General features: G+C 41.2%; 19 protein-coding genes and 2 pseudogenes. 11 read left to right on the top strand and 10 right to left on the bottom strand.

Annotated elements, in window-relative coordinates; genetic code table 11:
• Nucleotides 1-293: 293 nt before the first annotated feature.
• From rbsD to PGX00_RS17900, 6 genes are all read left to right on the top strand, one after another.
• Complete coding sequence (gene rbsD / locus PGX00_RS17925; RefSeq protein ID WP_272139135.1) at nucleotides 294-713, top strand: D-ribose pyranase; 420 nt, start codon at nucleotides 294-296, stop codon at nucleotides 711-713.
• Between the two features lie 24 nt (nucleotides 714-737).
• Entirely contained in the window at nucleotides 738-2,243 is a 1,506-nt protein-coding gene (gene rbsA, locus PGX00_RS17920) for a ribose ABC transporter ATP-binding protein RbsA (RefSeq protein ID WP_272139133.1), read from the top strand.
• On the top strand, nucleotides 2,240-3,226 hold the full coding sequence (gene rbsC, locus PGX00_RS17915) for a ribose ABC transporter permease (RefSeq protein WP_272139131.1): 987 nt from the start codon (nucleotides 2,240-2,242) through the stop codon (nucleotides 3,224-3,226). The genes rbsA and rbsC overlap by 4 nt, the downstream gene beginning before the upstream one ends.
• A gap of 60 nt (nucleotides 3,227-3,286) precedes the next feature.
• Nucleotides 3,287-4,165, top strand: a complete 879-nt coding sequence (gene rbsB / locus PGX00_RS17910; RefSeq protein WP_272139129.1) for a ribose ABC transporter substrate-binding protein RbsB — start codon at nucleotides 3,287-3,289, stop codon at nucleotides 4,163-4,165.
• Nucleotides 4,166-4,341: 176 nt separating this feature from the next.
• Nucleotides 4,342-5,262: a ribokinase gene (gene rbsK, locus PGX00_RS17905; RefSeq protein ID WP_272139127.1), complete on the top strand. Its 921-nt coding sequence runs from the start codon at nucleotides 4,342-4,344 to the stop codon at nucleotides 5,260-5,262.
• Between the two features lie 36 nt (nucleotides 5,263-5,298).
• Nucleotides 5,299-6,303 carry a substrate-binding domain-containing protein gene (locus PGX00_RS17900; RefSeq protein WP_272139125.1) on the top strand — a complete coding sequence of 335 codons (1,005 nt, stop codon included), beginning with the start codon at nucleotides 5,299-5,301 and terminating at the stop codon, nucleotides 6,301-6,303.
• A gap of 42 nt (nucleotides 6,304-6,345) precedes the next feature.
• Here PGX00_RS17900 and PGX00_RS17895 read toward each other — a convergent pair whose 3' ends face one another.
• The 4 genes and pseudogenes from PGX00_RS17895 to PGX00_RS17880 form a co-directional block, all read right to left on the bottom strand.
• Nucleotides 6,346-7,236 (bottom strand): amino acid ABC transporter permease, encoded by an 891-nt coding sequence (locus PGX00_RS17895; RefSeq protein ID WP_272139122.1) that lies wholly within the window; start codon nucleotides 7,234-7,236, stop codon nucleotides 6,346-6,348.
• Nucleotides 7,237-7,309: 73 nt separating this feature from the next.
• Nucleotides 7,310-8,116 carry a transporter substrate-binding domain-containing protein gene (locus PGX00_RS17890; RefSeq protein WP_272139120.1) on the bottom strand — a complete coding sequence of 269 codons (807 nt, stop codon included), beginning with the start codon at nucleotides 8,114-8,116 and terminating at the stop codon, nucleotides 7,310-7,312.
• Nucleotides 8,117-8,147: 31 nt separating this feature from the next.
• On the bottom strand, nucleotides 8,148-8,942 hold the full coding sequence (locus PGX00_RS17885) for an amino acid ABC transporter permease (protein ID WP_272139118.1): 795 nt from the start codon (nucleotides 8,940-8,942) through the stop codon (nucleotides 8,148-8,150).
• Between the two features lies 1 nt (nucleotide 8,943).
• A pseudogene (locus PGX00_RS17880) lies at nucleotides 8,944-9,698 on the bottom strand (amino acid ABC transporter ATP-binding protein).
• A 184-nt stretch (nucleotides 9,699-9,882) separates the two neighbouring features.
• On the opposite strand from PGX00_RS17880, the gene PGX00_RS17875 reads away from it, so the two are divergent.
• The 3 genes from PGX00_RS17875 (at nucleotide 9,883) to PGX00_RS17865 (ending at nucleotide 15,319) form a co-directional block, all read left to right on the top strand.
• Entirely contained in the window at nucleotides 9,883-10,515 is a 633-nt protein-coding gene (locus PGX00_RS17875) for a DUF2760 domain-containing protein (RefSeq protein ID WP_272139116.1), read from the top strand.
• Complete coding sequence (locus PGX00_RS17870) at nucleotides 10,515-12,389, top strand: Hsp70 family protein (protein ID WP_272139114.1); 1,875 nt, start codon at nucleotides 10,515-10,517, stop codon at nucleotides 12,387-12,389. Before PGX00_RS17875 ends, PGX00_RS17870 begins: the two co-directional genes overlap by 1 nt.
• 101 nt (nucleotides 12,390-12,490) lie before the next feature.
• The gene (locus PGX00_RS17865; protein WP_272139112.1) at nucleotides 12,491-15,319 is read left to right on the top strand and encodes an Hsp70 family protein; all 2,829 of its coding nucleotides are present in this window, start codon (nucleotides 12,491-12,493) and stop codon (nucleotides 15,317-15,319) included.
• A 20-nt stretch (nucleotides 15,320-15,339) separates the two neighbouring features.
• Here PGX00_RS17865 and PGX00_RS17860 read toward each other — a convergent pair whose 3' ends face one another.
• The 5 genes and pseudogenes from PGX00_RS17860 to PGX00_RS17835 form a co-directional block, all read right to left on the bottom strand.
• Nucleotides 15,340-15,540: a hypothetical protein gene (locus PGX00_RS17860; protein WP_272139109.1), complete on the bottom strand. Its 201-nt coding sequence runs from the start codon at nucleotides 15,538-15,540 to the stop codon at nucleotides 15,340-15,342.
• Nucleotides 15,541-15,794: 254 nt separating this feature from the next.
• Nucleotides 15,795-16,651: pseudogene (locus PGX00_RS17850) on the bottom strand (polysaccharide lyase family 7 protein).
• 341 nt (nucleotides 16,652-16,992) lie between these two features.
• A complete protein-coding gene (locus tag PGX00_RS17845; protein WP_272139103.1) occupies nucleotides 16,993-17,892 on the bottom strand; it encodes a LysR family transcriptional regulator in 900 nt (299 codons plus the stop codon).
• Nucleotides 17,893-18,046: 154 nt separating this feature from the next.
• A complete protein-coding gene (locus PGX00_RS17840; protein WP_272139101.1) occupies nucleotides 18,047-18,751 on the bottom strand; it encodes a hypothetical protein in 705 nt (234 codons plus the stop codon).
• Between the two features lie 321 nt (nucleotides 18,752-19,072).
• The gene (locus PGX00_RS17835) at nucleotides 19,073-19,972 is read right to left on the bottom strand and encodes a DMT family transporter (RefSeq protein WP_272139099.1); all 900 of its coding nucleotides are present in this window, start codon (nucleotides 19,970-19,972) and stop codon (nucleotides 19,073-19,075) included.
• Between the two features lie 221 nt (nucleotides 19,973-20,193).
• Between PGX00_RS17835 and PGX00_RS17830 the strand changes: the two genes are divergently transcribed.
• Nucleotides 20,194-20,442: a hypothetical protein gene (locus PGX00_RS17830; RefSeq protein WP_272139096.1), complete on the top strand. Its 249-nt coding sequence runs from the start codon at nucleotides 20,194-20,196 to the stop codon at nucleotides 20,440-20,442.
• A gap of 77 nt (nucleotides 20,443-20,519) precedes the next feature.
• Entirely contained in the window at nucleotides 20,520-21,425 is a 906-nt protein-coding gene (locus PGX00_RS17825; RefSeq protein WP_272139094.1) for a LysR family transcriptional regulator, read from the top strand.
• Nucleotides 21,426-21,470: 45 nt separating this feature from the next.
• On the opposite strand, the gene PGX00_RS17820 is transcribed toward PGX00_RS17825, so the two are convergent.
• A complete protein-coding gene (locus tag PGX00_RS17820; protein WP_272139093.1) occupies nucleotides 21,471-23,057 on the bottom strand; it encodes an L-lactate permease in 1,587 nt (528 codons plus the stop codon).
• Between the last annotated feature and the right edge of the window lie 220 nt (nucleotides 23,058-23,277).

Raw genomic sequence — 23,277 nt, 5'->3', positions numbered from 1 at the left:
TAAAACTTCAATTTTCGCTCTCTGCTTTATCAAACACCCTATTTACAGTTTACTTAATTAGTGACCAACCTCTGTTTTTCATTTTCAAAATGAATATTTCTTAAGACCTTTATCACACATTTATTTTTCCTATAAGGCAAAAAATAATTGAGAAGCTATATTCTATCGAAACGTTTCGATGGTGTTGTTTTTGAGTGTATCGAAACGTTTCGATAGTGAGGTTAAGTTTGGGCCGATTCTTCTTACCAAATTACATGTCCTTGCTTTGAGGTTTACACAATTAGGTCATCAATATGAAAAAAACACGTTTATTGAATTCAGAGCTCTCATATCTTGTTGCAACGTTAGGGCATACAGATGAAATTACTATTGGTGATGCTGGATTGCCTATTCCGGAAGGTGTAGAGCGCATTGACCTAGCTTTAACACACGGTGTTCCTGGGTTTATTCAGACAGTGGAAGTTCTGTTAAGTGAGTCTCAAATAGAAGGCGTTATCATTGCAGAAGAGACGAAACAAGTTAGTCCTGAGTTACATTCTCAGTTGCTTGAAGTAATCAAAAAAGACAGTGAAAGCACAGGAAAAGAAACAAATGTTACCTACGTTTCTCACGAAGAGTTTAAAGTTCGTTCTTTTGATAGTAAAGCTATCGTTAGAACGGGTGAATGTACACCTTACGCCAATGTGATTTTTCAAACTGGCGTTACCTTTTAAACGCGGACATTTCGAGGAAGAGTAATGACTCAACCAATTTTAGAGCTAACCGGAATAGATAAAGCCTTTCCTGGTGTGAAAGCGCTCGATAATGCTTGCTTAAATGTTTACCCAGGTCGTGTCATGGCACTGCTTGGCGAGAACGGGGCAGGAAAGTCTACGTTGATGAAGGTTCTGACGGGGATTTACTCATTAGATGCTGGTGAAATTCGTTATCAAGGTGAAAGGGCTGCGTTTCAAGGACCAAAACACTCTCAAGAAGCGGGCATCAGTATTATCCATCAAGAGTTGAATTTAATACCCGAGCTGACTATTGCAGAAAACATATTTTTAGGACGAGAGAAAGTGTCTCCGTTCGGCCGCATTAAATGGTCTGAAATGCATAAAGAAGCTGATGCGCTGCTTGCTCGGTTAAATGTAAAGCACAGTTCAAAAAAACAGCTTGGTGAATTAAGCCTTGGTGAACAACAAATGGTTGAGATTGCAAAAGCGCTCTCATTTGACTCAAAAGTCATCATTATGGATGAACCAACAGATGCATTAACCGATACCGAAACAGAATCGCTCTTTAATGTCATTGCTGAGTTGCGTGAAGAAGGTTGCGGAATTGTTTATATCTCGCACCGATTGAAAGAAATATTTCAGATGTGTGATGACATTACCGTACTACGTGACGGAAAATTCATCGGTCAGTGTACTGTAGCGGAAACCAATGAAGATCTTCTTATCGAGATGATGGTGGGTCGTAAATTAGAAGAACAATATCCTCGTATAGATGCTGTACACGGAACCACCTGTTTAGAGGTCAATAACCTTTGTGGTTCAGGTGTTGAAGGTGTCAGCTTTAAATTGGACAGAGGAGAGATACTCGGTATTTCTGGTTTGATGGGAGCAGGACGTACTGAGTTGATGAAGGCTATCTATGGCGCATTGCCTAAAGATTCTGGTGAAGTGTTGCTCGACGGTAAAGCCATTAATCCGCAAAGTCCGCAAGAAGGCCTAGCTCACGGCATCGCGTATATTTCTGAAGATCGAAAAGGTGATGGCTTGGTTTTGAGTTTATCGGTCAAAGAAAACATGTCTCTGAGCTGTTTAGAGCAGCTGACGAATGGTATTCAGATTCGACATAAAGATGAGGTGACTGCGGTAGAAGATTTTATCGGTCTGTTTAATATCAAAACACCAAGTCGGAATCAGATAATTGGCAACCTTTCTGGTGGTAACCAACAAAAAGTGGCTATCGCAAAAGGGCTGATGACTAGGCCGAAGGTGTTGATTCTGGATGAGCCAACACGTGGTGTCGATGTCGGTGCAAAAAAGGAGATCTACCAACTCATCAATAAGTTTAAATCAGAAGGAATGAGCATCATTTTGGTCTCTTCTGAAATGCCAGAAGTCTTAGGTATGAGTGACCGAGTAATTGTCATGCATGAAGGCCATATCAGTGGTGAATTTAATGCAATAGACGCGGATCAAGAAAAACTTATGGCTTGTGCTGTTGGTAAGAAAGTAAGTGAGGTAGCAGCATGAGTAACAATACAACAACTAAAAAGATAGAACCCATGCAAGATAGAAAACTATTAACAAAAGAGTGGCTAATCGAGCAGAAATCGCTAATCGCATTGCTGTTTTTAATTGCCGTGGTTTCGTTTTTAAACCCCTATTTTTTCACGGTAGATAATATCCTCAATATTTTGAGACAGACTTCTGTGAATGCAATTATTGCTGTAGGTATGACGTTAGTTATATTAACAGCAGGGATAGATTTGAGCGTTGGGTCTGTGCTAGCACTCTGTGGTGCTTTTGCTGCAAGCCTTATTGCGATGGAAGTTTCTGTATTTATTGCGGTTCCTGTTGCGCTGCTAGCAGGTGCAGCCTTAGGCGCAATAAGTGGTGTGATAATCGCAAAGGGCAAAGTACAGGCCTTTATTGCCACACTGGTTACTATGACTTTATTACGTGGTGTCACTATGGTGTACACCGACGGACGACCTATTTCCACTGGATTTACTGATACCGCTGATGCGTTTGCATGGTTTGGTACGGGCTATGCTCTAGGCATCCCGGTTCCAGTATGGATTATGGTTATTGTATTTTCGGCCGCATGGTATGTGTTAAACCACACGCGATTTGGCCGTTATGTATACGCCTTAGGTGGTAATGAATCAGCAACACGCCTATCTGGTATTAATGTTGATCGTGTAAAAATTGGTGTATACGCCATCTGTGGTTTACTTGCTGCGTTAGCGGGTCTCATTGTTACTTCTCGTTTGTCATCGGCACAGCCGACGGCAGGGATGGCTTATGAGCTCGATGCTATTGCAGCTGTTGTACTCGGTGGTACCAGCTTAGCTGGTGGGCGTGGACGTATTATGGGAACCTTAATCGGAGCATTGATTATTGGCTTCTTGAATAATGCATTAAACCTTTTAGACGTATCTTCTTACTATCAGATGATTGCCAAAGCTGTCGTTATACTTCTGGCAGTATTAGTTGATAATAAAAATAAATAACTCTACCAATAAAGAGCTAGACCGAGTTTAGCTCTCACAATGAAACAAAGGACTACAACAATGAAAAAGATCGCAACTCTTGTCTCAGCTGCTGTTCTATCCGCATCAATGAGCGCTTCAGCATTCGCTGCAGATACATTAGCAGTAGTGGTATCTACTCTAAACAACCCATTTTTCGTTTCGATGAAAGATGGTGCAGAGAAAAAAGCAGAAGAATTGGGCTATAAGCTGATCGTTTTAGATTCGCAAAATGACCCAAGTAAAGAGCTATCTAATGTAGAGGATTTAACCGTTCGTGGCGTTAAGGCTATTCTAATCAATCCAACAGATTCAGATGCCGTTTCAAACGCTATCCGCATGATCAATGGTACTAACATCCCTGTTCTTACCTTAGACCGTGGCGCAAGCCGTGGTAAAGTTGCGAGCCACATTGCGTCAGATAATGTAGTAGGTGGTGAACTAGCAGGTAACTTCATTGTTGAAGCCATTGGTAATAACGCTAAAGTAATCCAACTTGAAGGTATTGCTGGTACATCTGCGGCTCGTGAACGTGGTGAAGGCTTCATGAATGCAGTAAACGGCAGCAAAATGGAACTTCTTGCAACACAACCAGCTGATTTTGACCGTACTAAAGGTCTAAACGTAATGGAAAACTTGTTAGCAGCTAACCCAAATGTGCAAGCGGTATTTGCTCAAAATGATGAAATGGCATTAGGAGCACTTCGTGCAGTTCAGGCGTCGGGTAAAGACGTAATGATCGTCGGCTTTGATGGTACTGACGATGGTGTTGCAGCGGTTATGCGTGGTGACTTAGCAGCAACGGTTGCTCAACAGCCTGAGCTTATTGGTGCGCTTGGTATTGAAACTGCCGACAAAATTCTTAAAGGCGAAATGGTTGAAGAGTACATTCCAGTACCTCTAAAACTCGTTCTTAAGTAAGTTGTTATTAGGTAATGTGAGTAAGTTCCTTAGGTCTTTATTCGCATTACCTCCCTTTGGGAGTATTCCCTTGTCATAGAATATTTTTGAGAATTCGATGATTTGTTTATTTCGATAAAGTAATCAAATTATTCGATTTTCCCGTTTATATATCCTCTACTCAATAGGTTGAATTTATGAGTAAGCTCATTGTACTTGGAAGCGTAAATGCTGACCACGTTCTAAAAGTTCCCTCCTTTCCTAGACCAGGTGAAACTCTGCACGGTACTGGATATCAAGTGATTCCTGGTGGTAAGGGTGCAAATCAGGCGATAGCGGCTGTTAGATTAGGTGCTGATATTGGATTTATAGCCAGTGTTGGTGATGACGCTTTTGGTGTGGCGATTAAAAACAGTTTTTCTCAAGAAGGGATGGATATTGGAGCGGTATTGATCGAAGACAATACGCCGACGGGTATCGCAATGATTCAGGTAGCCGATACTGGTGAAAATAGCATCTGCATTTCTGCAGAAGCGAATGGGAAGCTAGATGCCGCACGAATAACGCCTCATCTGCATACCATCGAGAACGCTGATTTTTTATTAATGCAGTTGGAAACGCCAATGGATGGTGTGGAATTAGCTGCGAAAACCGCTCGTTCATCAGGAACTAAAGTGGTGCTTAACCCTGCTCCAGCAACAGCCTTGAGTGACCAATTATTGAGTTGTGTAGATATTATCACACCAAATGAAACGGAAGCAGAAGTGCTTACTGGTGTGACCGTATTTGATGAACAGTCAGCTCAGGTATCTTCAGATATATTGCATGCCAAGGGCATTAAAATAGTGATGATTACCTTAGGATCTAAGGGCGTTTGGTTGAGTGACGAGCAAGGTAAAGGTGAAATAATTGCTGGTTTTAAAGTAGACGCAACCGATACGACGGCTGCGGGTGATACTTTCAATGGTGGCCTGGTAACGGGTTTACTTGAAGGAAAAAGCCTGAAAGAATCGGTTATTTTAGCGCATGCGGCTGCGGCTATCTCAGTCACGCGTTTTGGTGCTCAAACGTCTATCCCTACTCGGGAAGAAGTTGACGCATTTTTAGCAAAACAATAGCGTCTTACAGTATTTAAAAATATTAAAGGTAAACACATGGCTTCAATGAAAGATATTGCAAAGTTAGCGGAGGTTTCTACTTCCACCGTGAGTCATGTTATTAACCAAACTCGTTATGTAAGTGAAGAGATAACAGCCCGCGTACAGCAAGCGGCTAAAGAATTAAATTACTCGCCTTCTGCTCTTGCTCGTAGCCTTAAAATGAATCGTACACGTACGATAGGTTTATTGGTAACAACCTCTACCAATCCTTTCTTTGGTGAAGTAGTTAAAGGGGTCGAACGACATTGCTATGAGCAAGATTATAATTTGATCCTGTGTAACACCGAAGGTGATGAAGCTCGAATGAAGGCGTCAATCAATACGCTTTTAGAAAAAAGAGTCGATGGCTTATTGTTGCTATGTTCTACTTTAGAAGGTAAATACTTAGACGTCTTTGACCGATATCAGGACATACCGACTGTCGTAATGGACTGGGGTGAAACGCACTTTCCTAGTGATAAAATTAAAGACAATTCAGAGTTTGGCGGATATATGGCTGCTAAACACTTAATTGAAAACGGACATCGAGAAATAGGGTGTATCACTGGTCCATTAGATCGTCATCAAGCTCAGATCCGTTTTGCCGGTTTTAAAAGGGCATTGCAGGAAGAGGGAATATCTATGGAAGAGAAATGGATTATACCTTCTAATTTTGAGTGCGATGGTGGATACGATGCTTTTAACACGCTTTATGAACGAGGTGAGTTACCCAGCGCCATTTTTGCGTGTAACGATATGATGGCGATGGGGTTAATTAATGCAGCCAGTGAGAAAGGAGTAAAAGTCCCTGAGGATCTTTCCGTTATTGGTTACGATGATGTTTATATCGCTAAGTTTATGGTGCCACCGCTAACCACGATTCATCAACCTAAGTTTCGGCTAGGGAAAAAGGCGGTAGACATCTTACTTAATCGAATTGAAAAGCGGGTGGAGCAAGGAAAACAGATTCAATTAGAACCGGCATTAATGGTTCGCAACAGTGTTAAAAGCCTTAATTAATACCATTCGAAGTTAGCGTGTGCTCACTATAGGCCAATTCTGCTATTTTTGTAAATGTTTGCGGCTGTTGTCTTCTAACTTAGAAAATAGTAGCGAAAGGCCGAAGCAGAGTAGAAAATAAGATAAGCCGACTAATAACCATATCTCAAAAATCAATCCAGAAGAATTCGCCATTTCTGTTCCAACGAAGGTAAGTTCTTGAATTGAAATCAGTGCCACAATAGACGAATCTTTTACCAACGAAATGGCCTGCCCAGCTAATGGTGGGGTAATGATACTGGTTACTTGAGGGGCGATAACATACCGATATTTAGACCATGTAGATAATCCTAATGCATCTGCTGCTTCCCACTGACCTTTTTCTATACTCTCTAAACCTGCTCGCACGACTTCCGCAATGTAGGCTGCAGATAATAACCCCACACAAAGAACGCCAGACAGTAAGTTTTCCCATAGGTTGGCTTTGCCAAACAACAGCTCTTGAAAGGGGTTAATATTGCCTGAGTGTTCTCGAAGTACGGCTTCTAGTCCAAGTAAAGGGATAAGTTGATTGGAGATGAAAAAATAAAATATAAAAATAAAAACCAGCGGTGGAATGTTTCGAATCAGCTGAATATAGGCAATGGCTGGTGCACGCAAAATCGATAATGTAGAGCGTCGAGCGATGCCCAATAGTACCCCAAGAATGAGAGCAAAAATAACGCCCCAAATGCTAAGACGTAGGGTTGAAACAACCCCTTGAAAAAAATAGGGAATGTCACCATTTGCTCTTGGAGTAAAAATAAGATCAATGGCTGCACTCCAGTTCCAATGGTAGTTCACACCAATCGATGAACGGTAATAAAGCCAGACAGCGGCCAAGGTAATTAAACCGAGCAGAAAATAATCCAATCGGTTTAATTTTTGTAAGCGCTGAGTTTTCGAAAGTCTCATTGCGTTAATACTGCTCCATCGATCTTATTTCACTTGTTTCATTAGACCAATGCTATTATTAGCAGGCCATAATCTATTGTCCTTGGGCCACTTCTTTTTGCCAATCTAGTGTTGCAAACCAATATTCATAACGCTCAGAAAGCCAACCATCTTCAGTACGATCTCTGATCCATTTATCAAAGAAGGCTTTTTTATCTTCTTCGTCTAGGCGCACTGCAAATGCCTCGTTACCTTTAGAAAGTCGTTCGCTGAAAGGCAAAAAGAGCACATCATTGTGGTTGATTACTTCATGTTCAGGTTTTGGGCTAGAAGCGATAACAGCATGGGCATTACCATTTAGAACTTCTTGGAATGCTTGCGCGTCATCATCAAATTGAAGAATTTTAGCTTTTGGGAATGTTTCGCGTGCCACCTGTACTGTGAATGCACCACGTCGTGCTGCAATTTTAACTTTGCGGGAATTAAAGTCGCTAAATTTATCATAGCCATCTGCAAGCGCTTTGTTTGCCGCAACCTGAACTCCTGAGTGTGAGTAAGGCTCAGTAAACAGAACGCTTTTTGCACGCTCAGGTGTAATGGACATCCCACCGATAATGACATCAAATTTTTTGGCTAACAGAGCTGGAATAATACCGTCCCAAGCTGTGGGTACAAATTCTACCTTCCAGCCAGAATCTTCGGCCAGTCGTTTAGCTACATCGATTTCAAATCCTATTAATTCACCTTGTTTGTCTCGCATTGCCCAAGGTACAAAAGTAGACATGCCAACACGCAGTGTACCGCGCTCATTGATTTTCTCTACATTCGAGTTGTCCGCTACTGAAGGTAGCGATATTAACGATCCGAGCAATAGGAACATTGCTGTTTTTAAAAGTCTCATTTTTCTTCTCCATATTATTGGTGCTTGTCCATTATAGCGTTCTCCACTGAGCACCTAGTTTATGTTCTAACCTTGCGGAAAAAGCGGAAAGTGAAAGGGTTAAGATTAAATAGATAGCGGCGACAGTGAACCATATTTCAAAAGGCATTGCTGTCTCCGATACGATATTGCGGCCCTCTGTCGTTAAGTCAAAAATAGCCATGACACTCACAATTGATGAATTTTTGATAAGCGACACAACCTCATTAGTTAGCGGTGGCAACGTCCTCTGAATAACCTGTGGCAAAATAACATCACGATAGGTGTCTAACGAGGAAAGCCCTAATGATCGAGCAGCTTCAAATTGACCAGTTGAAATGCTGTTTAGTCCGGCTCTAAAAATCTCAGCGGTATAAGCCCCTTGAAATAGTGCCAACGCCAAAATAGCCGTTGAAAATCTGTCCAGTCCAATTACCGGGCCAAAGATAAAATAGAGTAAGTAAATTTGAACCAATAAAGGGGTATTACGTATCAACTCAATATAACTACGAGCGAGAGCTCGGCCGACTATCGAGTCAGATAATCGGAGCAGCGCAGTGGTTAATCCTATCACTAAAGTCGCCAATAAGCTGAGCAATGAAATTCGTATAGTAACCGATAGTCCATCTATTAATTCAGCTGACCACCACTCTCCATCTTCGTAAAAAAACAAGAAGTCTGGGATCCGTTCCCACTGCCAGCGGTAACCCATGGAATCGGCACCGCTATTTAATAGCCAGATAATACCTGCAAGTAACAGAACAATTTGAAGCATAGCAGATAAAACAGGCTTGAGAATACTCTTCATATTAATGACTTAATATTTGGTTTAAGAACGTACGAGTTCGCTTTTTTTGGGGTGAACTAAATAATTGTTCAGGCGGGGCTATTTCTATAAGTCTCCCTTCATCCATAAAAATGACGCGATCGGCCACCTTCTTGGCAAAGCCCATTTCATGGGTAACGCACACCATCGTCATGCCTTCTTTTGCAAGCTCAATCATAACGTCCAAAACTTCGTTGATCATCTCTGGATCGAGAGCTGAAGTAGGTTCATCAAATAACATTATCGAGGGCATCATACATAGAGAGCGAGCAATCGCAACGCGCTGTTGTTGTCCACCTGAGAGTTGTATTGGGAACTTATCTGCTTGTTCGGCAATGTGAACCCGATTTAGAAAATGCATCGCACGCTCTTCGGCTTCTTTTTTGAAAGCTTCAAGGTCCGAATGGGTGCTAAAGTGAGATTGTCTAGGACGGTTAAGTGTGGGAACAGATTAAAATGCTGAAACACCATACCAACTTGGCCTTTCTGCACGGATAGGTTGTCATTCCCAAGAACATGAATTGATCCGGTGTCGTATTGCTCTAGGCCATTGATACAGCGAATTAATGTCGATTTTCCAGATCCCGATGGGCCACAGATAACAACAATTTCACCTTCTGCTACCGCAAGATCTATTTCGGCCAAGGCTTGAAAGGAACCAAACCATTTATCAACGTTTTTAAATTCGATGGCGTGTGACTTTGACTTCGTCAATTTTATTCCATTGTGATTTGCCATTTCATTACCATAACAATATCAGTGAGATATTTCATTTATAGATTGAGTTTTGTGGCAAAATTTTGTCACCCATATACGCTTGAAATATGAGACAATGGTCCCAATTTATTGATTACTGTAGGCAGCCGGCCATAAACGTTGTCTGTCCGTTACATTCAGAATTGTTATTTACAGAGAGCGAAAAATGACTTTTGATTTAAATCTGATCCCTACTACATTTGATATGTTGCATGCAGGACTAGCAGCATCTTCCATTTTACTGCTAATTATCGCTGTATCCCGTAAATCCCAAGTGATTGAAAAAACGGTTGAAAAACCAGTCGAAAAAATTGTTGAAGTAGAGAAACCAGTAGAGAAAATAATTGAAGTAGAAAAAATAGTAGAAGTTGAGAAAGTGGTAGAAAAGGTAGTTGAGGTAGAATCAAAGTTAAAAACCGCAAGTACGGATTCTGCAATGCAGCTGCTCTCAATTATGCAAAAAGAAGCAAGATTGATTGATTTCCTTAAAGAAGATTTAACCGGTTTTTCCGATGATGAAGTGGGTGCTGCTGCCCGAGTTATTCATTCCGGTGGGCAAAAAGTGTTGTCTGAATATGTCGTACTTTCCCATATACAAAATGAAGAAGAAGAGACTCGTATTACGATCAATGAAGGCTTTAATTCTCAAGCTATTCGCTTAGTTGGTAATGTGACTGGAAGCGCGCCATTTAGCGGAACACTTATTCATAAAGGTTGGAAAGCCGATAAACTGAACCTGCCTAAGTTGTCTGAAAACTATGATGCTTCGATTATCGCGCCAGCTGAGGTAGAGCTTTAATGGACAACATTAATTCTAAATTCAGTGTGGGTATTGACTTAGGGACAACTCATTGTGTTTTGTCTTATGTTGAATTGAATAATGAAGATGCGTCTGTACAGGTTTTTACTGTTCCTCAATTAGTTGGACCGGGTCAGGTTGAAGACCGAACACAATTAGGTTCTTTTGTGTACCAACCATCTGAATATGAAATGGGCGAAGGTTCGCGAGTGCTTCCATGGACAACCACACCAAATGCGTTAGTGGGTGCAGTGGCTCGAAATCTTGGGGCCAAAACACCGATTCGCCTTGTGGCGAGTGCAAAATCTTGGTTGTGTCACGGAGGTGTCAATCGTCACGATGCATTTCTTCCTCAAGGTAGCCCTGAAGAAGTTGCGAAAATCTCACCGCTAAGAGCGACAGAGTTGTATCTAGAACATTTGAAAGATGCATGGAATTTTAAAAATCCTGAGCATAGGTTAGAAGCACAAGATCTTACCATTACCGTACCTGCCTCTTTTGACCCAGCAGCAAGAGAATTGACTGCAGAAGCCGCGAGAAATGTTGGTTTTGAGCATTTAACCTTACTTGAAGAACCACAAGCGGCTTTATATAGCTGGATAAATAACAGCAATGACCAATGGCGAAATGAAGTTGACGTTGGTGATGTTGTTTTAGTCGTGGATATTGGTGGTGGTACAACGGATTTATCTTTGGTCGCTGTAACAGAAGAAGAAGGTAATCTAAATCTCAACCGTGTCGCGGTTGGTGAGCACATTCTTTTGGGGGGAGACAATATGGATCTCGCCCTTGCTTATCGCATTAAGATGAAGATGGCTCAAGAAGGTAAAGATCTTCAACCATGGCAAATTCAGGCGATCACACAAGCGTGTCGAGATGCAAAAGAAGCCTTGCTTAATGATAGTGAAACACACTCTGTTCCTATCGTTATTCCCAGTCGTGGATCAAAGTTACTCGGTACAACGCTAAAAACTGAGTTGACGAAAGAAGAAGTCCAACAAACATTGGTTGATGGATTTTTCCCTATGGTTCAAGTACATGAGCATCCCGTTCAAAAAGCGCGTAGCGCATTGACTCATATGGGGCTACCTTATGCGCAAGATGCTGGAATTACTCGCCATATCGCTGCCTTCTTATGTAAACAGAGTAATGCAACGCAAGATGTGTTTAGCGGTATGTTTGGTGAACAACCGGCTCTCGATTTTATTAAGCCCACGGCCATCTTGTTCAACGGTGGGGTGTTAAAATCAACTTTGCTTGAAGAGCGTCTTACTGCAACGATTAACTCATGGCTTGAGCAAGCAAGTAACGCTGAACAAATAAATTCCCCTGAAAGTAATAATAGCCAAGTAGCCAAAAAACTCAGCGGTTTAGATCTTGACCTCGCTGTTGCAAATGGTGCGGCATATTATGGTGTCGTTAGACAAGGCACTGGTGTGCGCATTCGCGGAGGTATAGCAAGTAGTTACTATGTTGGTATTGAAAGTTCTATGCCTGCGATTCCGGGAATGGAGCCCCCGATGGAGGCCATCTGCGTTGCTCCATTTGGAATGGAAGAAGGATCATATTGTCAGGTTGAAAGCCGAGAATTTGGGTTGATTATAGGCCAACCGGTTCAGTTTCAGTTTTATGGTTCAACCACTCGACGAGATGATCAAGCTGGTACTCATTTAGATTACTGGAAGCCAGAAGAATTAGAAGAACTTCCAGAGATCCAAGTAACACTTCAGGCCTCTGAAGGGCGCAACTCCGGAGAGATTGTTCCTGTCTCGCTTGCCGCTAGAGTTACGGAATTGGGTACACTCTATTTAGAAGCGATTGCGACCGACAACGGGCAAAAATGGCATGTTGAATTTGACGTGCGTGAAGTATAAAGCTGGCTAAACTGGTTAGCCCCCTTATTACATAAGGCTGTTCGGTTAGAACCTTAACTGAACAGCTTTAAGTTTGAAAAGGTATACAAAAAGGATAAATCATGGCTTCTGCTCGTTATTTGGTCGGTATCGATTTAGGCACGACAAATATTGTTGTCGCTTACAGTGAAATCACTGATCAACTAAAAGAATCACCGATATCTATTTTTGATATTGACCAACTTGTCGCTCCGGGAGAAGTGAGCCGTAAGCCTTTGTTACCTTCTTTTCGATTTCATCCTGCCAAAGAACAAATATCCACTAATGACATGGTATTACCATGGGAAAATTTTCCTGTGGAGGGAGATACCAATGCCGCGATTATCGGCGAGTGGGCCAGAGAACTAGGCGCAAAGGTTGAAGGAAGACAAGTTTCAAGTGCGAAAAGTTGGTTGTCGCATCAGGCAGTAGATAGAGAATCTGACATTCTGCCATGGGTAGCGAGTACAGATGTAGATAAGGTTTCTCCTGTTGTTGCCACAGCCAGTTATCTTAACCATGTACGGCAGGCTTGGAACTACCATAACCCAATTAATGTTTTAGAAAACCAAGAAGTAGTTGTTACTGTTCCGGCCTCGTTTGATGAAAGTGCTCGGAAACTTACTCTTCAGGCTGCTAAGTTAGCTGGGTTAAGTAAAATAGCGTTATTGGAAGAGCCTCAAGCGGTTTGTTACGACTGGTATGCGCGTCATGCTGAGTCAGCAAAAACCGAGTTGACCGATGTTCCGCTCATATTGGTATGTGATGTAGGCGGAGGGACGACCGATTTAAGTTTAATTGAAGCCCAACATGTCGATGATGAGTTAGCCTTAAACCGTATTGGGGTTGGTGAGCACCTTATGCTAGGGGGTGACAACCTAGATCTCGCGCTTGCGCATGTTGCAGAGCAGCGATTTAATAAAGACAAAAAACTGAATGCATCGAGCCTTTCAAAGTTGATTCAACAAACACGAAAGGCAAAAGAGCAGCTGCTTAGTAAAACAGAACAAGATCAAGTAAAGATAACCATGCTTGGTAGTGGGTCTAAACTTATTGGTGGCACCAAAAGCGTGGCACTGTCTAAGCAGGAAGTACATAACATCGCCTTAGAAGGTTTCTTTCCTCAGGTACAGATAACCGATTTGCCAGATAAAAGACGTAGAGCGGTTATTGAATTCGGTCTCCCTTATGTCGCCGATCCAGCGGTGACCAAGCATATTGCTGAATTTATTTCTCAGCATCAATCCGTTGCCAGAAATGCACTTGGACTTGCCGCCTCTGATAACCAACAGGTCGAAGAAACAGTGGTCCCTGTCGGAGTCTTGCTTAATGGAGGCGTTTTTAATAGTGAACTAGTAACTGAACAAGTGACAACCATACTGAGTAACTGGCGAGGAAGCCCCGTTACTGTGCTGGACAATCCTCATCCAGACCTTGCTGTCGCATTGGGGGCGGTAGCTTTTGGTAAAGCACGCCGCGGAGCGCAGTTAAAGATTGGTGGTGGCTCTGCCCGTTCCTATTTCTTGCATTTAGCTGAGAAAAAAGGCTTTGGTAATGCCATCTGTCTGCTGTCCAAAGGTATAGAAGAAGGACAAGAAATTCGATTGTCTGGACGTAAATTTTCTCTAACGCTTGGTGAGCCAGTTCGGTTTAATCTGTTAACGTCGATACATGACAAGCTGAGTGATAACAAACCAGCCTTAAATGGAGCAATGTACAAGGTAAACACGGATATTTTTACTCCGCTACCTCCTTATATTACAACTCTAGATCGCATAGAAAGCACAGACGAGCTGCATGCAAATCAGAAACAGCGGGTAGAAGTTCAATTAGCTTGCAAATTGACTGAAGTAGGTACGCTGCAATTAGAATGCGTTAGTACTGATGATGCAGAAACACGTTGGGCAGTGGAGTTTGAGATAAGAAAACAAGCGGATGTTACCCAAGAGTCGGAAACATTATCGCCTAAGTTGCAAGTCTCCTTAGATCTGATTGCTACGGCGTATAGTGGTAACAAAAAAAATGCTGATCCGAAAACAATAAAAACATTAGTTAAAGAACTCGAACAAAAATTAGGTAAGCGAGCTGATTGGAACTTTTCGACTTCACGTCACGTATTCGACGCCTTTTCGAAAGGAAGAAAACGACGTCGTCGTTCAGAACAACATGAAAAAAACTGGCTTAGACTCTCTGGCTATGCCCTAAGGCCGGGGTTTGGTGACCCAACCGACGATTGGCGTATAGAACAGATGTGGTCACTCTATTCGCAAGGCATTCAATATCAGAATCATCAGGGCTGGAGTGATTGGTGGGTATTTTGGAGAAGAATTTCCGGCGGTCTTAATTCCGATCAACAAGAAGCCATTGCGTCTGACATTGTAAAATACTTACACCCTGGTTCGTTACGTAACCCCAAGGTTGCCAAAGAAGCGCAAGAAAAAAGTTATGAAGCGATGGTACGTCTCGGCGCTTCGTTAGAACACTTGCATGTTGAAGATAAGGTATTGATGGCTAAGTGGTTTATGAATAAAGCGGTAAGTGAAGCGCAGCATGCTCAGGCTCACTGGTGGGCATTAGGCCGAATAGCGGCACGTCAATTGATGTATGGCAGCCAGCATTCTGTATTGCCCCGTGAACAGGTAGAGCAATGGTTACCCACTCTACTAGAGCAGAATTGGACTAAAGAACCCATAATTGGTTTCGCCGTGGTGATGATGTGTCGTAAAACGGGAGATAGATTGTTTGATATTTCAGATGATTTTAGTCAACAGGTAGTGAGCAAACTACAGCGCAGTAAAGCACCGTTAGCATGGATAGAATTGGTACAGGAAGTGAAAGAAATGGATGAGTCAGAGTCAAAACGCGCCTTTGGAGACGCGTTACCACATGGGCTTCGTCTTGTTAAGGAATAGATGATAATTGACTCCGACTTTTACGCTGCGTGTTTCGTTACTTCATGGGGATAAATGCGCATACCACTGATGGTATTTTCATAAACAGATTGTTCTGTAATGTAAGACCAAGCGTGAATGTCAGTCCCTGATTGTAAGGCGAGACGCACAATGACATTATCTATATTGCGTCCTGCATAATCTTTTTGTGGGATAAATAAATTTTTGATAATGGTTAACATAATGACGTCCTCTTGTAATTTAATTACCTAAATATCTTGTAACAACAATATAACACTTAATTAATGTGATCAAGATCTATTTTATTGTTCACTAAATTGTCATAAATGTAATTTATTTACACTTATATATTTTAGGGGATTTAGTTCTTGTGGACTGAACGAAGATGGAATTTTGGTAGGCAATGTAGAAAAGCAGCCTTTGCGATAACAATCACTAGGCTGCAGAGTTTTTGACATTCGATACTGGAGAGCCGTTAATTCTTAAGTGCGGTGTACTCTAGTTTATAGAAGTGAGCTTCACTTTGGCCATTGGTAAATTGGTTATAAACACCTGCTTTGAAGTAAGTCAGTAGGTGACGCCAGTAGTCGATGTCTTTTTCCATCTTACGTTCACCGTTAACATCGATCGCTAATATTTTGTTACCCACAGTAATATCGAAGTCCGTTGATTTTCCGGTAGGCGCTTTGCCTAAGTCAACTTGAGAATACGCCACTTCAGACTTGCACATTTCTTTGTCTTTATTTTTTTCCCGAACGTCCCCTTACAGATGACGGCGTTGTTTTTAACAATCGCCCAAAAATGACCTTGTATACCATCTTTGTCTCGTTTCCATACAACTCGTAATAGTGGATGAGGAACATTGTGAGTTCCCAAATCATCCAAGCCTTTATTGTGTACTTGTAAGAAAGTAATTTCGTCTTGCTTTGAATCCGAGTCCTTCATTGACTCTTCTGGATTGATGATCTCTACTTCGGAGCTTAATTTGTAAAATTCGCTAGGTAAGTCAGTGCGGAAATTCTTTTGCACTCGTAACTCATTGCGAAGGTGGTCATTTTTCATCGTGAAAACAAGGGCTTCTGTAGACTTATTCACGTAGAAGTTGCTATTAACGATGCCTGCATAGTCGTTATCTAATGCAAAGTATTCTTTGTTGCCTTTTTTACCTTCAGGGTCTGAAATTTGAAGCTCAGACGCAGAGAGAATATTTTCGTATTGTTGATATTTTGACGGCTCACCTAACTCGTCTCCGGGATTAGAAAATTGCACATTCGCGCTAGCCACTGAGGACGCTGCAAGGAGTAGAGAGGTAACGATAAGCTGATGTTTCATCCAAATTTCTCTTTTGTGTTATTGTCAGTCAAATAGTGGGTGTTAAATATCATTTTTTTATAGCAGTGGAAATTGGAAGTGTTTGAAATTGTGGTGTGGTACTAATTTTTACAATGTTTTGAAAACTTTGTCGGGAAGCTTGCTTACGAACTTACGCAAGTATTTAATAGAGTTTAAAAGCACAAGTGTTAACTTGATCTTCTGCCTATTACTCGAAAAATGGGCAGGTTGTATATTATTTCTATAAACCGTTTATCGTTGTCTGTTAATTATCAATTACCGACCACTATTCTAATATTTTGATATTGAAATCCATTCGACACTCTGATTAGCCTTTTATCCTAAACGGTTTTGTCCCAATAGGGCGGATTTCCATAGTAGTCAGCGAAATAATCAATAAAGGCTCTAACCTTCGGTGCCAGTAAACGTGAACTTGGGTAAACGGCCCAAATTCCAGAGTCTGAATCTAAAGGATATTCTTTTAGAATCTGGACCAACTCACCACTTTCAAGTTGTTTATATACACTCCAAGTTGCTGCCATTGCTATACCCAACCCCTGAATACAAGCGTCTCTTACTGCTTCACCATGGTCGGTCCGTAAATTGCCTTTTGTCTTTATATTGAGTGCTCCATTGGGTGTTTCGAATAACCAGTTTTCTAAACCCATTAGGTTTATGCAGTGATGCGCACGAAGATCTTCGGGATAACTAGGCTGACCGTTATTTGCTAGGTAGTCGGGTGAAGCGCAAATGATACGATTGTCCGGTGCCAGTTTACGAGCAATCAAGCTTGAATCTTTTAGTTCCGCATTTCGAATAGCAATATCGAAGCCACCTTCAACGAGATCGACAATAGAATCGGTTAGACGCAAATCGATAGAAAGGCGAGGGTGTAAAGCCAAAAACTCTTTCAGTGCTGGCAGTAAGTGCATTCGGCCAAATGACGCTGGCGCTGTTATCCGCAAAGTGCCTTGAGGTAATGCATTGCCTACACCAACAGATGCTCTTGCGGCTTCAATGGTTGCGAGTACTTCTTCTGCATGAGGGAGAAAGTCGATACCTTCTTCAGTCAATGATACCTTTCTAGTCGTACGATGAACCAGGCGCACGCCTAGTCCTTCTTCCAGCTTATTTACATGGGCACTTGCAACAGCAGGTGATAAGCCGAGTTCTTGCCCTGCTTGGCTGATATTATTCGTTGCGGCGATTCGAACAAATAATCTTAAGTGTTCAATATTCATTATCAATAAAATATAAGTAATGGTTTAGAAACTTGGTTCATCTTATATTCATTTTAAATAAACAGCCACCTAGCAATCTTTATTTTGCATGTTGAAGTTTATCTAGCTAGGTGGTGGTGATGCTTTCTGTTTTCAAAACGTGGTTTAGTGGAATTTATAATTTGATTGGGATTTCTATGATGGGGGCGGGTAGTTTTTCAGTAGTGACGTAAAGGCTGCCGCTGTCAGACCCAAATGCTAATGACTCGGCTTGTTTTAACGATGGTAGTTCGTATCTTGTTGGTAGCGATGAAAGTATGGAAAGCCAATCGGTGCTGCCATTCGTTTCAAATACAAACGCACTGTCATAGGTCAGTACTGCGATAAAGCGGCCATTATTGGAGATATCCATTGCCGTCGGTTGTGTCGAGTAGCCTAGTAAATCAATGAAACTAAATTCCGGATTTGCTGGTTCTGGGAATGAAGGGATTGCACCTAATCTCGTTGCAATTTGTTGCTTATTACTATTCAAATCATTAGGATATGATTTATTACTTTGAAGTGGTAATTCAAAAAGAATAGGTTGTTGCTCTCTTTTAGATAGTAATAATATTTTTTCATTTACCATGTCCACGGCGACAGATTCGCAATCTCGAGCTCCATCTGCGTAGGTGTAAGAGATACTCCAGTTGGGAGTAACGATAATGGGATCAAAATAATGTTTTTTTGTTAACAGCGGTTCTCGGATGATATGAAGAAAATACTCGTCTCGTTGAGCGTAATTGTCACCGGTATCTGCGATAATGAGGTAATTCTCTTCATTGTATTTAAATGCCGCTAGATCTTCCCAATCTATATTTTCGATTCCTTTAATATCCACTTTAGCCTTGAATTTACCTTGTAAATCAAATGCAATTAGAGAAGGTGTATTACCGCTGTCATTGTGGCTCCATAGCGTGTTTGGATTCAGTATAGAAATGGCTAATCCACTAGATTCTTCAAGGTTTTTATCCTTGATAACACCAGAAAATATGTGTGTTGACTCGTTATTATAGCTACCAAGTTGTGAGCAGGATGAAAGCCAAACGGCACCAAAAAAAGTATCGTAATCAATGAGGTCAACTTGATGATGTAATGCATATAATTTTTTGTATATGGTGTCATGCTTACTCTTGTAACCTAAAGTTGATTTTTTATCAATTTATCGGCTGCACTCGACTCTTAGCTTCGAATTGACAAATGAGCGCAAGGAAAATCCGGTAACTAGCATGGTGCCAGAAAGCACCAATAGTGTACCAAATAAGGTGTTCCAACCTATTTGTTCATCCAATATCAAGTAACCCCATAAGATACCAAAAACGGGAATGAGGAAAGTAACAGAAAGAGCTGAAGCTGCGCCGACATTTGCAACCAAGTTAAAGTACAGCAAGTAGGCAACACCTGTGCTGAATACGCCCAATGCAATAACGGACAGACTGATTTCTATTGTAGGTACTTCTCTGATTGGGATAAAGAAAACCAATGGCAAGACGATGAGAGCTGCAGCCCACATGTTTCCATGTGCATTGTCAAAGGATGAAATCTGTGGTGCCGTTCTAGTGTAATTACTGGCGATACCATAACAAACGGCAGCTAGTATCCCTGCAGTGATTGGCAGTATTGATTCTGAACCTAAACTCGCGGCATCCCAACCAACAAGAATGACGACACCAATCACGCCTATAACTAATCCAAAAGAAGCCTGTCTCGTTAGCGCTGTTTTTGTCCAGAATACGCTAATAACCGCGCCCCAAATGGCCGCAGTTGAATTTAATATAGAAAGTGTTGATGCATTAAGTGTCTGTGCGGCGTAAGCAAAAAAGAGAAAGGGCAGCGCGGTATTAAATAACCCAATAATTAAGAAGTGTCGTTTGTACTTTAACAGTGGCAGTTTTCTTTTTAAAAACAATGATACGAGCAATAAAAAAAGTGCGGCTAATGTTACCCTAGCTTCAATCAATACTGCCGGTCCAAGCGCATTTGCTGACACTCTCATAAACAAAAATGAACCACCCCAAAGGGCTGCAAGCAGCAGGAGTTGAAGCATATTACGTAGTGTCATTTAGGAACCGATTTGAAGGTTATAGGGTGATTGACGTTATCTTGTTACTAAATCGCAGCAAGTACAACCGGAATTTTTCTAACAATAATTGTTTAGGAAGGTGGACACTTTTTATACATCCTACTTAATGTCAGAGACGATTCAAAAATAATGGATTAAAATTCTGTTTTTTATCATGTTTATAGCTTACAGTATCTAAAAAGTTATTCTCAGGAGGAGATATGCGATATCAGATTAAAGAGGCGCTTGATAAATTTATTGATGTGACGAGCGCTGAACCAAGTAAAGTTTCTGTAATCAGCGCTAATCCCAACGATATAAGACTTGCCTATACGGATGATGAACAACGTAAGTTTGAATTCAAGTATTCTAGTGGTCAGCTCTTTCTATTAGATAATGTGGAGAAATCTTGGTTTCCGTTAGATGAATTTAATTGCACGTGTGATGAGCTCTATTTTGTTAATTCCTAGTTCGATCTCGGTAACTTTATCTATTCTTTAGTAAGATCTTAGCAACGGTCCCTTTAAATGTTGCAAGAGCCTTAATAATGAAGAGAAATACAGACGATTTTCTAATTTTCTACCATCTAATTGAGCTTGGGTCTTTTAGTAAAGCAGCGGAAAAAGTAGGTCTAACGAAATCCGTGATCAGTAAACGCATTACTCGTTTGGAACAAGAGTTAAGCGTACAACTTATCTTTAGAACGACTCGGAAACTTACTCTTACGGAAGCGGGAGAAGTGTTTTTTCGCCATGCGAGAGAAATTTACCTTTCTGTTGAAAATGCTCAAGAAGAATTAAAAGGGTTAAGTGACACCTTTTCGGGGACGATACGTTTAACTGTCCCCACCATTTCTGGTGAGCTTATTTTACCTCAGGCTATTGCTGAGTTTAGTGAAAAATTCCCTGATATTACCGTACATATGGACTTAGATAATCAATTTGTTGATTTGCTTTCGGGTGGCTATGATTTAGCAATCCGAACAGGTGTACTCCCGGATTCAAGCTTGATTGCAAGGCGACTTGTTGATGCTCACTGGATAATTTGTGGAGCGCCGAATTACTTTGAGAAACATACTATTCCTAAAGTCCCTCAAGATCTTACAGAACACAATTGCTTAGGTTATTCATTTCAGGAAACCGGTTCAGATGAATGGTTGTTTAAAGGGGAAAGAGAGCCATTTACTCTAAAAGTTGCAGGGAATTTTTGTACTAACAACGCCTCAGCACTAAGGCGTGCCGCGTTGTTAGGGCAAGGTTTGATTTATGTGCCAAAAGTATTAGTTGCTGAAGATTTGAAATCGGGCTCGCTTGTGGAAGTGCTCCATAAACAGGTAGGTAAATGCTTGGGTATTTTTGCTGTTTATCCTTATACCAAACATTTACCGGTTAAAACTAAGCTATTTATAGAGCACATTTACGACAGTTATAACAGAAACGCTGAGAGTTTTTAAAAGGTACAGTTGTCGAGGCCTCTTGCAACATTACTCAGCTTGGATTTAGATGAACGTACTTACAATGGCCGCAACAATACCGTAAACGATCATAGGCTTGACGGTACGTTTAATTATGTAACCTTCCTTATTTGCTATTCCTAAGATAGTAGAAACAGCGATGATATTGTTAATGCAAACCATGTTCCCCATAGCTCCTCCAACAGATTGAAGACCTAAAATAGTGGTTTGGGAAATACCGACGTTAATAGCAATAGTCTGTTGAATCGCACCAAAAGTGAGGTTAGATACGGTAGCCGAACCAGAGAAAAATGCCCCTAATGCGCCCAAATAAGCTGCAACGTATTGCCAACTTGAACCCATTAAATCAGAAAATGCTTGTCCTGTTACCATAATGGGAGAGTTGCTGTCTCCGGTCATCATAAGCTTGACCATTATTAACGCGCCCACGAGTGCGATAAATGGCATCTTTATGCGATTAGCCGTTTCAGCAAACATCTGTTTAACCACGTTTCTTTGAAGGTTAAAAACTGGGATAGAAATAAGCGCCACGAGAAGAAAAGGAATGGCAGCGGGGACATATAATGTCTTATAGGCCCAGCCCACATCCGTTCCCAAAATGTGACTTAATTTTAGTATTAGAGCGTTGCTAACACTGAAATCGCCCAAAGGACCGAACGAGAGAGTAAACATCTCGGTATTGTCAGTCAGCATTGCTTTTAGACCGAATTGCTTGATACGCGTAACGACGAGAATCAGAATGAGCAGCAGTGTTGGGGTCATTGCTTTAAATACCTGAGCACCGGTCACTGTCGTTTTTTGAATATCTTCTGTTTGACCTTCTTCTTTGCCTAAACCAATTTGTGCTTTTGCAATAAGAACGGAAAGCAATAGGCCAATCGCCCCTCCTACTAATGCTGGGAATTCATAGTTCCACTGTGCAATTAAGAAGTAAGGTACGGTGCAAGAGAGCGTACTTAACAGAACGAATAAGTAGTTTTTCCGTATCTCTTGCCATTTCACGACAAATCTAAGCGCCATCGGAGGAATAACAAAAGCAGCGATTAAATGGATAAGCGCACTTACCTTTCCGGCTTCTTGTAGGGTTTCCATATCCAACCCAAGATTAGAAAAACCAAACCAAGTTGGTGTGCCTACAGCACCAAAGGAGACAGGTACAGAGTTCATTACCAGTGCAAGCATGGCGACTTTAAGCGGTGGAAATCCTAATCCAACTAAAATAGGCGCAGCAATGGCGGCTGGTGTACCGAAACCAGACGCGCCTTCTATCATGAAGGCAAATGCCCAACCAATGATCATCAATTGGGCTACCTGATTTTTACTAATACCTTCTAGCCAGCTTCGAATCGTCGCTTCAGCTCCGGAAAGGAATGTGAGTCTATTTACTAATATTGCGCCAGCTACGATTGAAATAGGGGTAATAGCAGAGAGGGAGCCAGCAATAACGTTTGCACTTATTAGGGTAAAGTCGGTATTAAAATGGAAGTATTGTAATATCCCAACCAGTAAGGCTGTGATAGGAAGGGCTATATGAGATGGGATGCCATTTTTTTTGGTCATCATCCAGATGAGTAATATTATTGGTGTTACTGATATTAATAGGGTGGTCATTAAAACTACTCCAGTTTGTGTTCTATCTTTATTGGGTTAATAATATTTTTAATAATAGTGATTTTTATAATTTCGTTATTTTTATACGGATGTTATTTATTTACCTGATAGTCTATATTGATTCTTATGTAATTAAAGGCTGGCATTGTTGTCTTTGTGTAACATAATGGTTTATTATGTTAATGCTATGAGTTGATTATGTTTTGGTTAAATAATTAAT

Source organism: Vibrio algarum, from assembly GCF_028204155.1.
In the GTDB taxonomy this organism is placed as follows: domain Bacteria; phylum Pseudomonadota; class Gammaproteobacteria; order Enterobacterales; family Vibrionaceae; genus Vibrio; species Vibrio algarum.
Note: the sequence above shows the minus strand (reverse complement) of the source record. Positions and strands in the feature narration are given on the sequence as shown.

Coding starts and splice junctions, on each gene's coding strand:
- rbsB (WP_272139129.1), top strand. CDS start 3,287: ATGAAAAAGATCGCAACTCTTGTCTCAGCTGCTGTTCTATCCGCATCA.
- rbsK (WP_272139127.1), top strand. CDS start 4,342: ATGAGTAAGCTCATTGTACTTGGAAGCGTAAATGCTGACCACGTTCTA.
- PGX00_RS17835 (WP_272139099.1), bottom strand. CDS start 19,972: ATGACACTACGTAATATGCTTCAACTCCTGCTGCTTGCAGCCCTTTGG.
- PGX00_RS17875 (WP_272139116.1), top strand. CDS start 9,883: ATGACTTTTGATTTAAATCTGATCCCTACTACATTTGATATGTTGCAT.
- PGX00_RS17885 (WP_272139118.1), bottom strand. CDS start 8,942: ATGAAGAGTATTCTCAAGCCTGTTTTATCTGCTATGCTTCAAATTGTT.
- rbsA (WP_272139133.1), top strand. CDS start 738: ATGACTCAACCAATTTTAGAGCTAACCGGAATAGATAAAGCCTTTCCT.
- PGX00_RS17865 (WP_272139112.1), top strand. CDS start 12,491: ATGGCTTCTGCTCGTTATTTGGTCGGTATCGATTTAGGCACGACAAAT.
- PGX00_RS17830 (WP_272139096.1), top strand. CDS start 20,194: ATGCGATATCAGATTAAAGAGGCGCTTGATAAATTTATTGATGTGACG.
- PGX00_RS17825 (WP_272139094.1), top strand. CDS start 20,520: ATGAAGAGAAATACAGACGATTTTCTAATTTTCTACCATCTAATTGAG.
- PGX00_RS17860 (WP_272139109.1), bottom strand. CDS start 15,540: ATGTTAACCATTATCAAAAATTTATTTATCCCACAAAAAGATTATGCA.
- rbsC (WP_272139131.1), top strand. CDS start 2,240: ATGAGTAACAATACAACAACTAAAAAGATAGAACCCATGCAAGATAGA.
- PGX00_RS17845 (WP_272139103.1), bottom strand. CDS start 17,892: ATGAATATTGAACACTTAAGATTATTTGTTCGAATCGCCGCAACGAAT.
- PGX00_RS17870 (WP_272139114.1), top strand. CDS start 10,515: ATGGACAACATTAATTCTAAATTCAGTGTGGGTATTGACTTAGGGACA.
- PGX00_RS17890 (WP_272139120.1), bottom strand. CDS start 8,116: ATGAGACTTTTAAAAACAGCAATGTTCCTATTGCTCGGATCGTTAATA.
- PGX00_RS17900 (WP_272139125.1), top strand. CDS start 5,299: ATGGCTTCAATGAAAGATATTGCAAAGTTAGCGGAGGTTTCTACTTCC.
- PGX00_RS17895 (WP_272139122.1), bottom strand. CDS start 7,236: ATGAGACTTTCGAAAACTCAGCGCTTACAAAAATTAAACCGATTGGAT.
- PGX00_RS17820 (WP_272139093.1), bottom strand. CDS start 23,057: ATGACCACCCTATTAATATCAGTAACACCAATAATATTACTCATCTGG.
- rbsD (WP_272139135.1), top strand. CDS start 294: ATGAAAAAAACACGTTTATTGAATTCAGAGCTCTCATATCTTGTTGCA.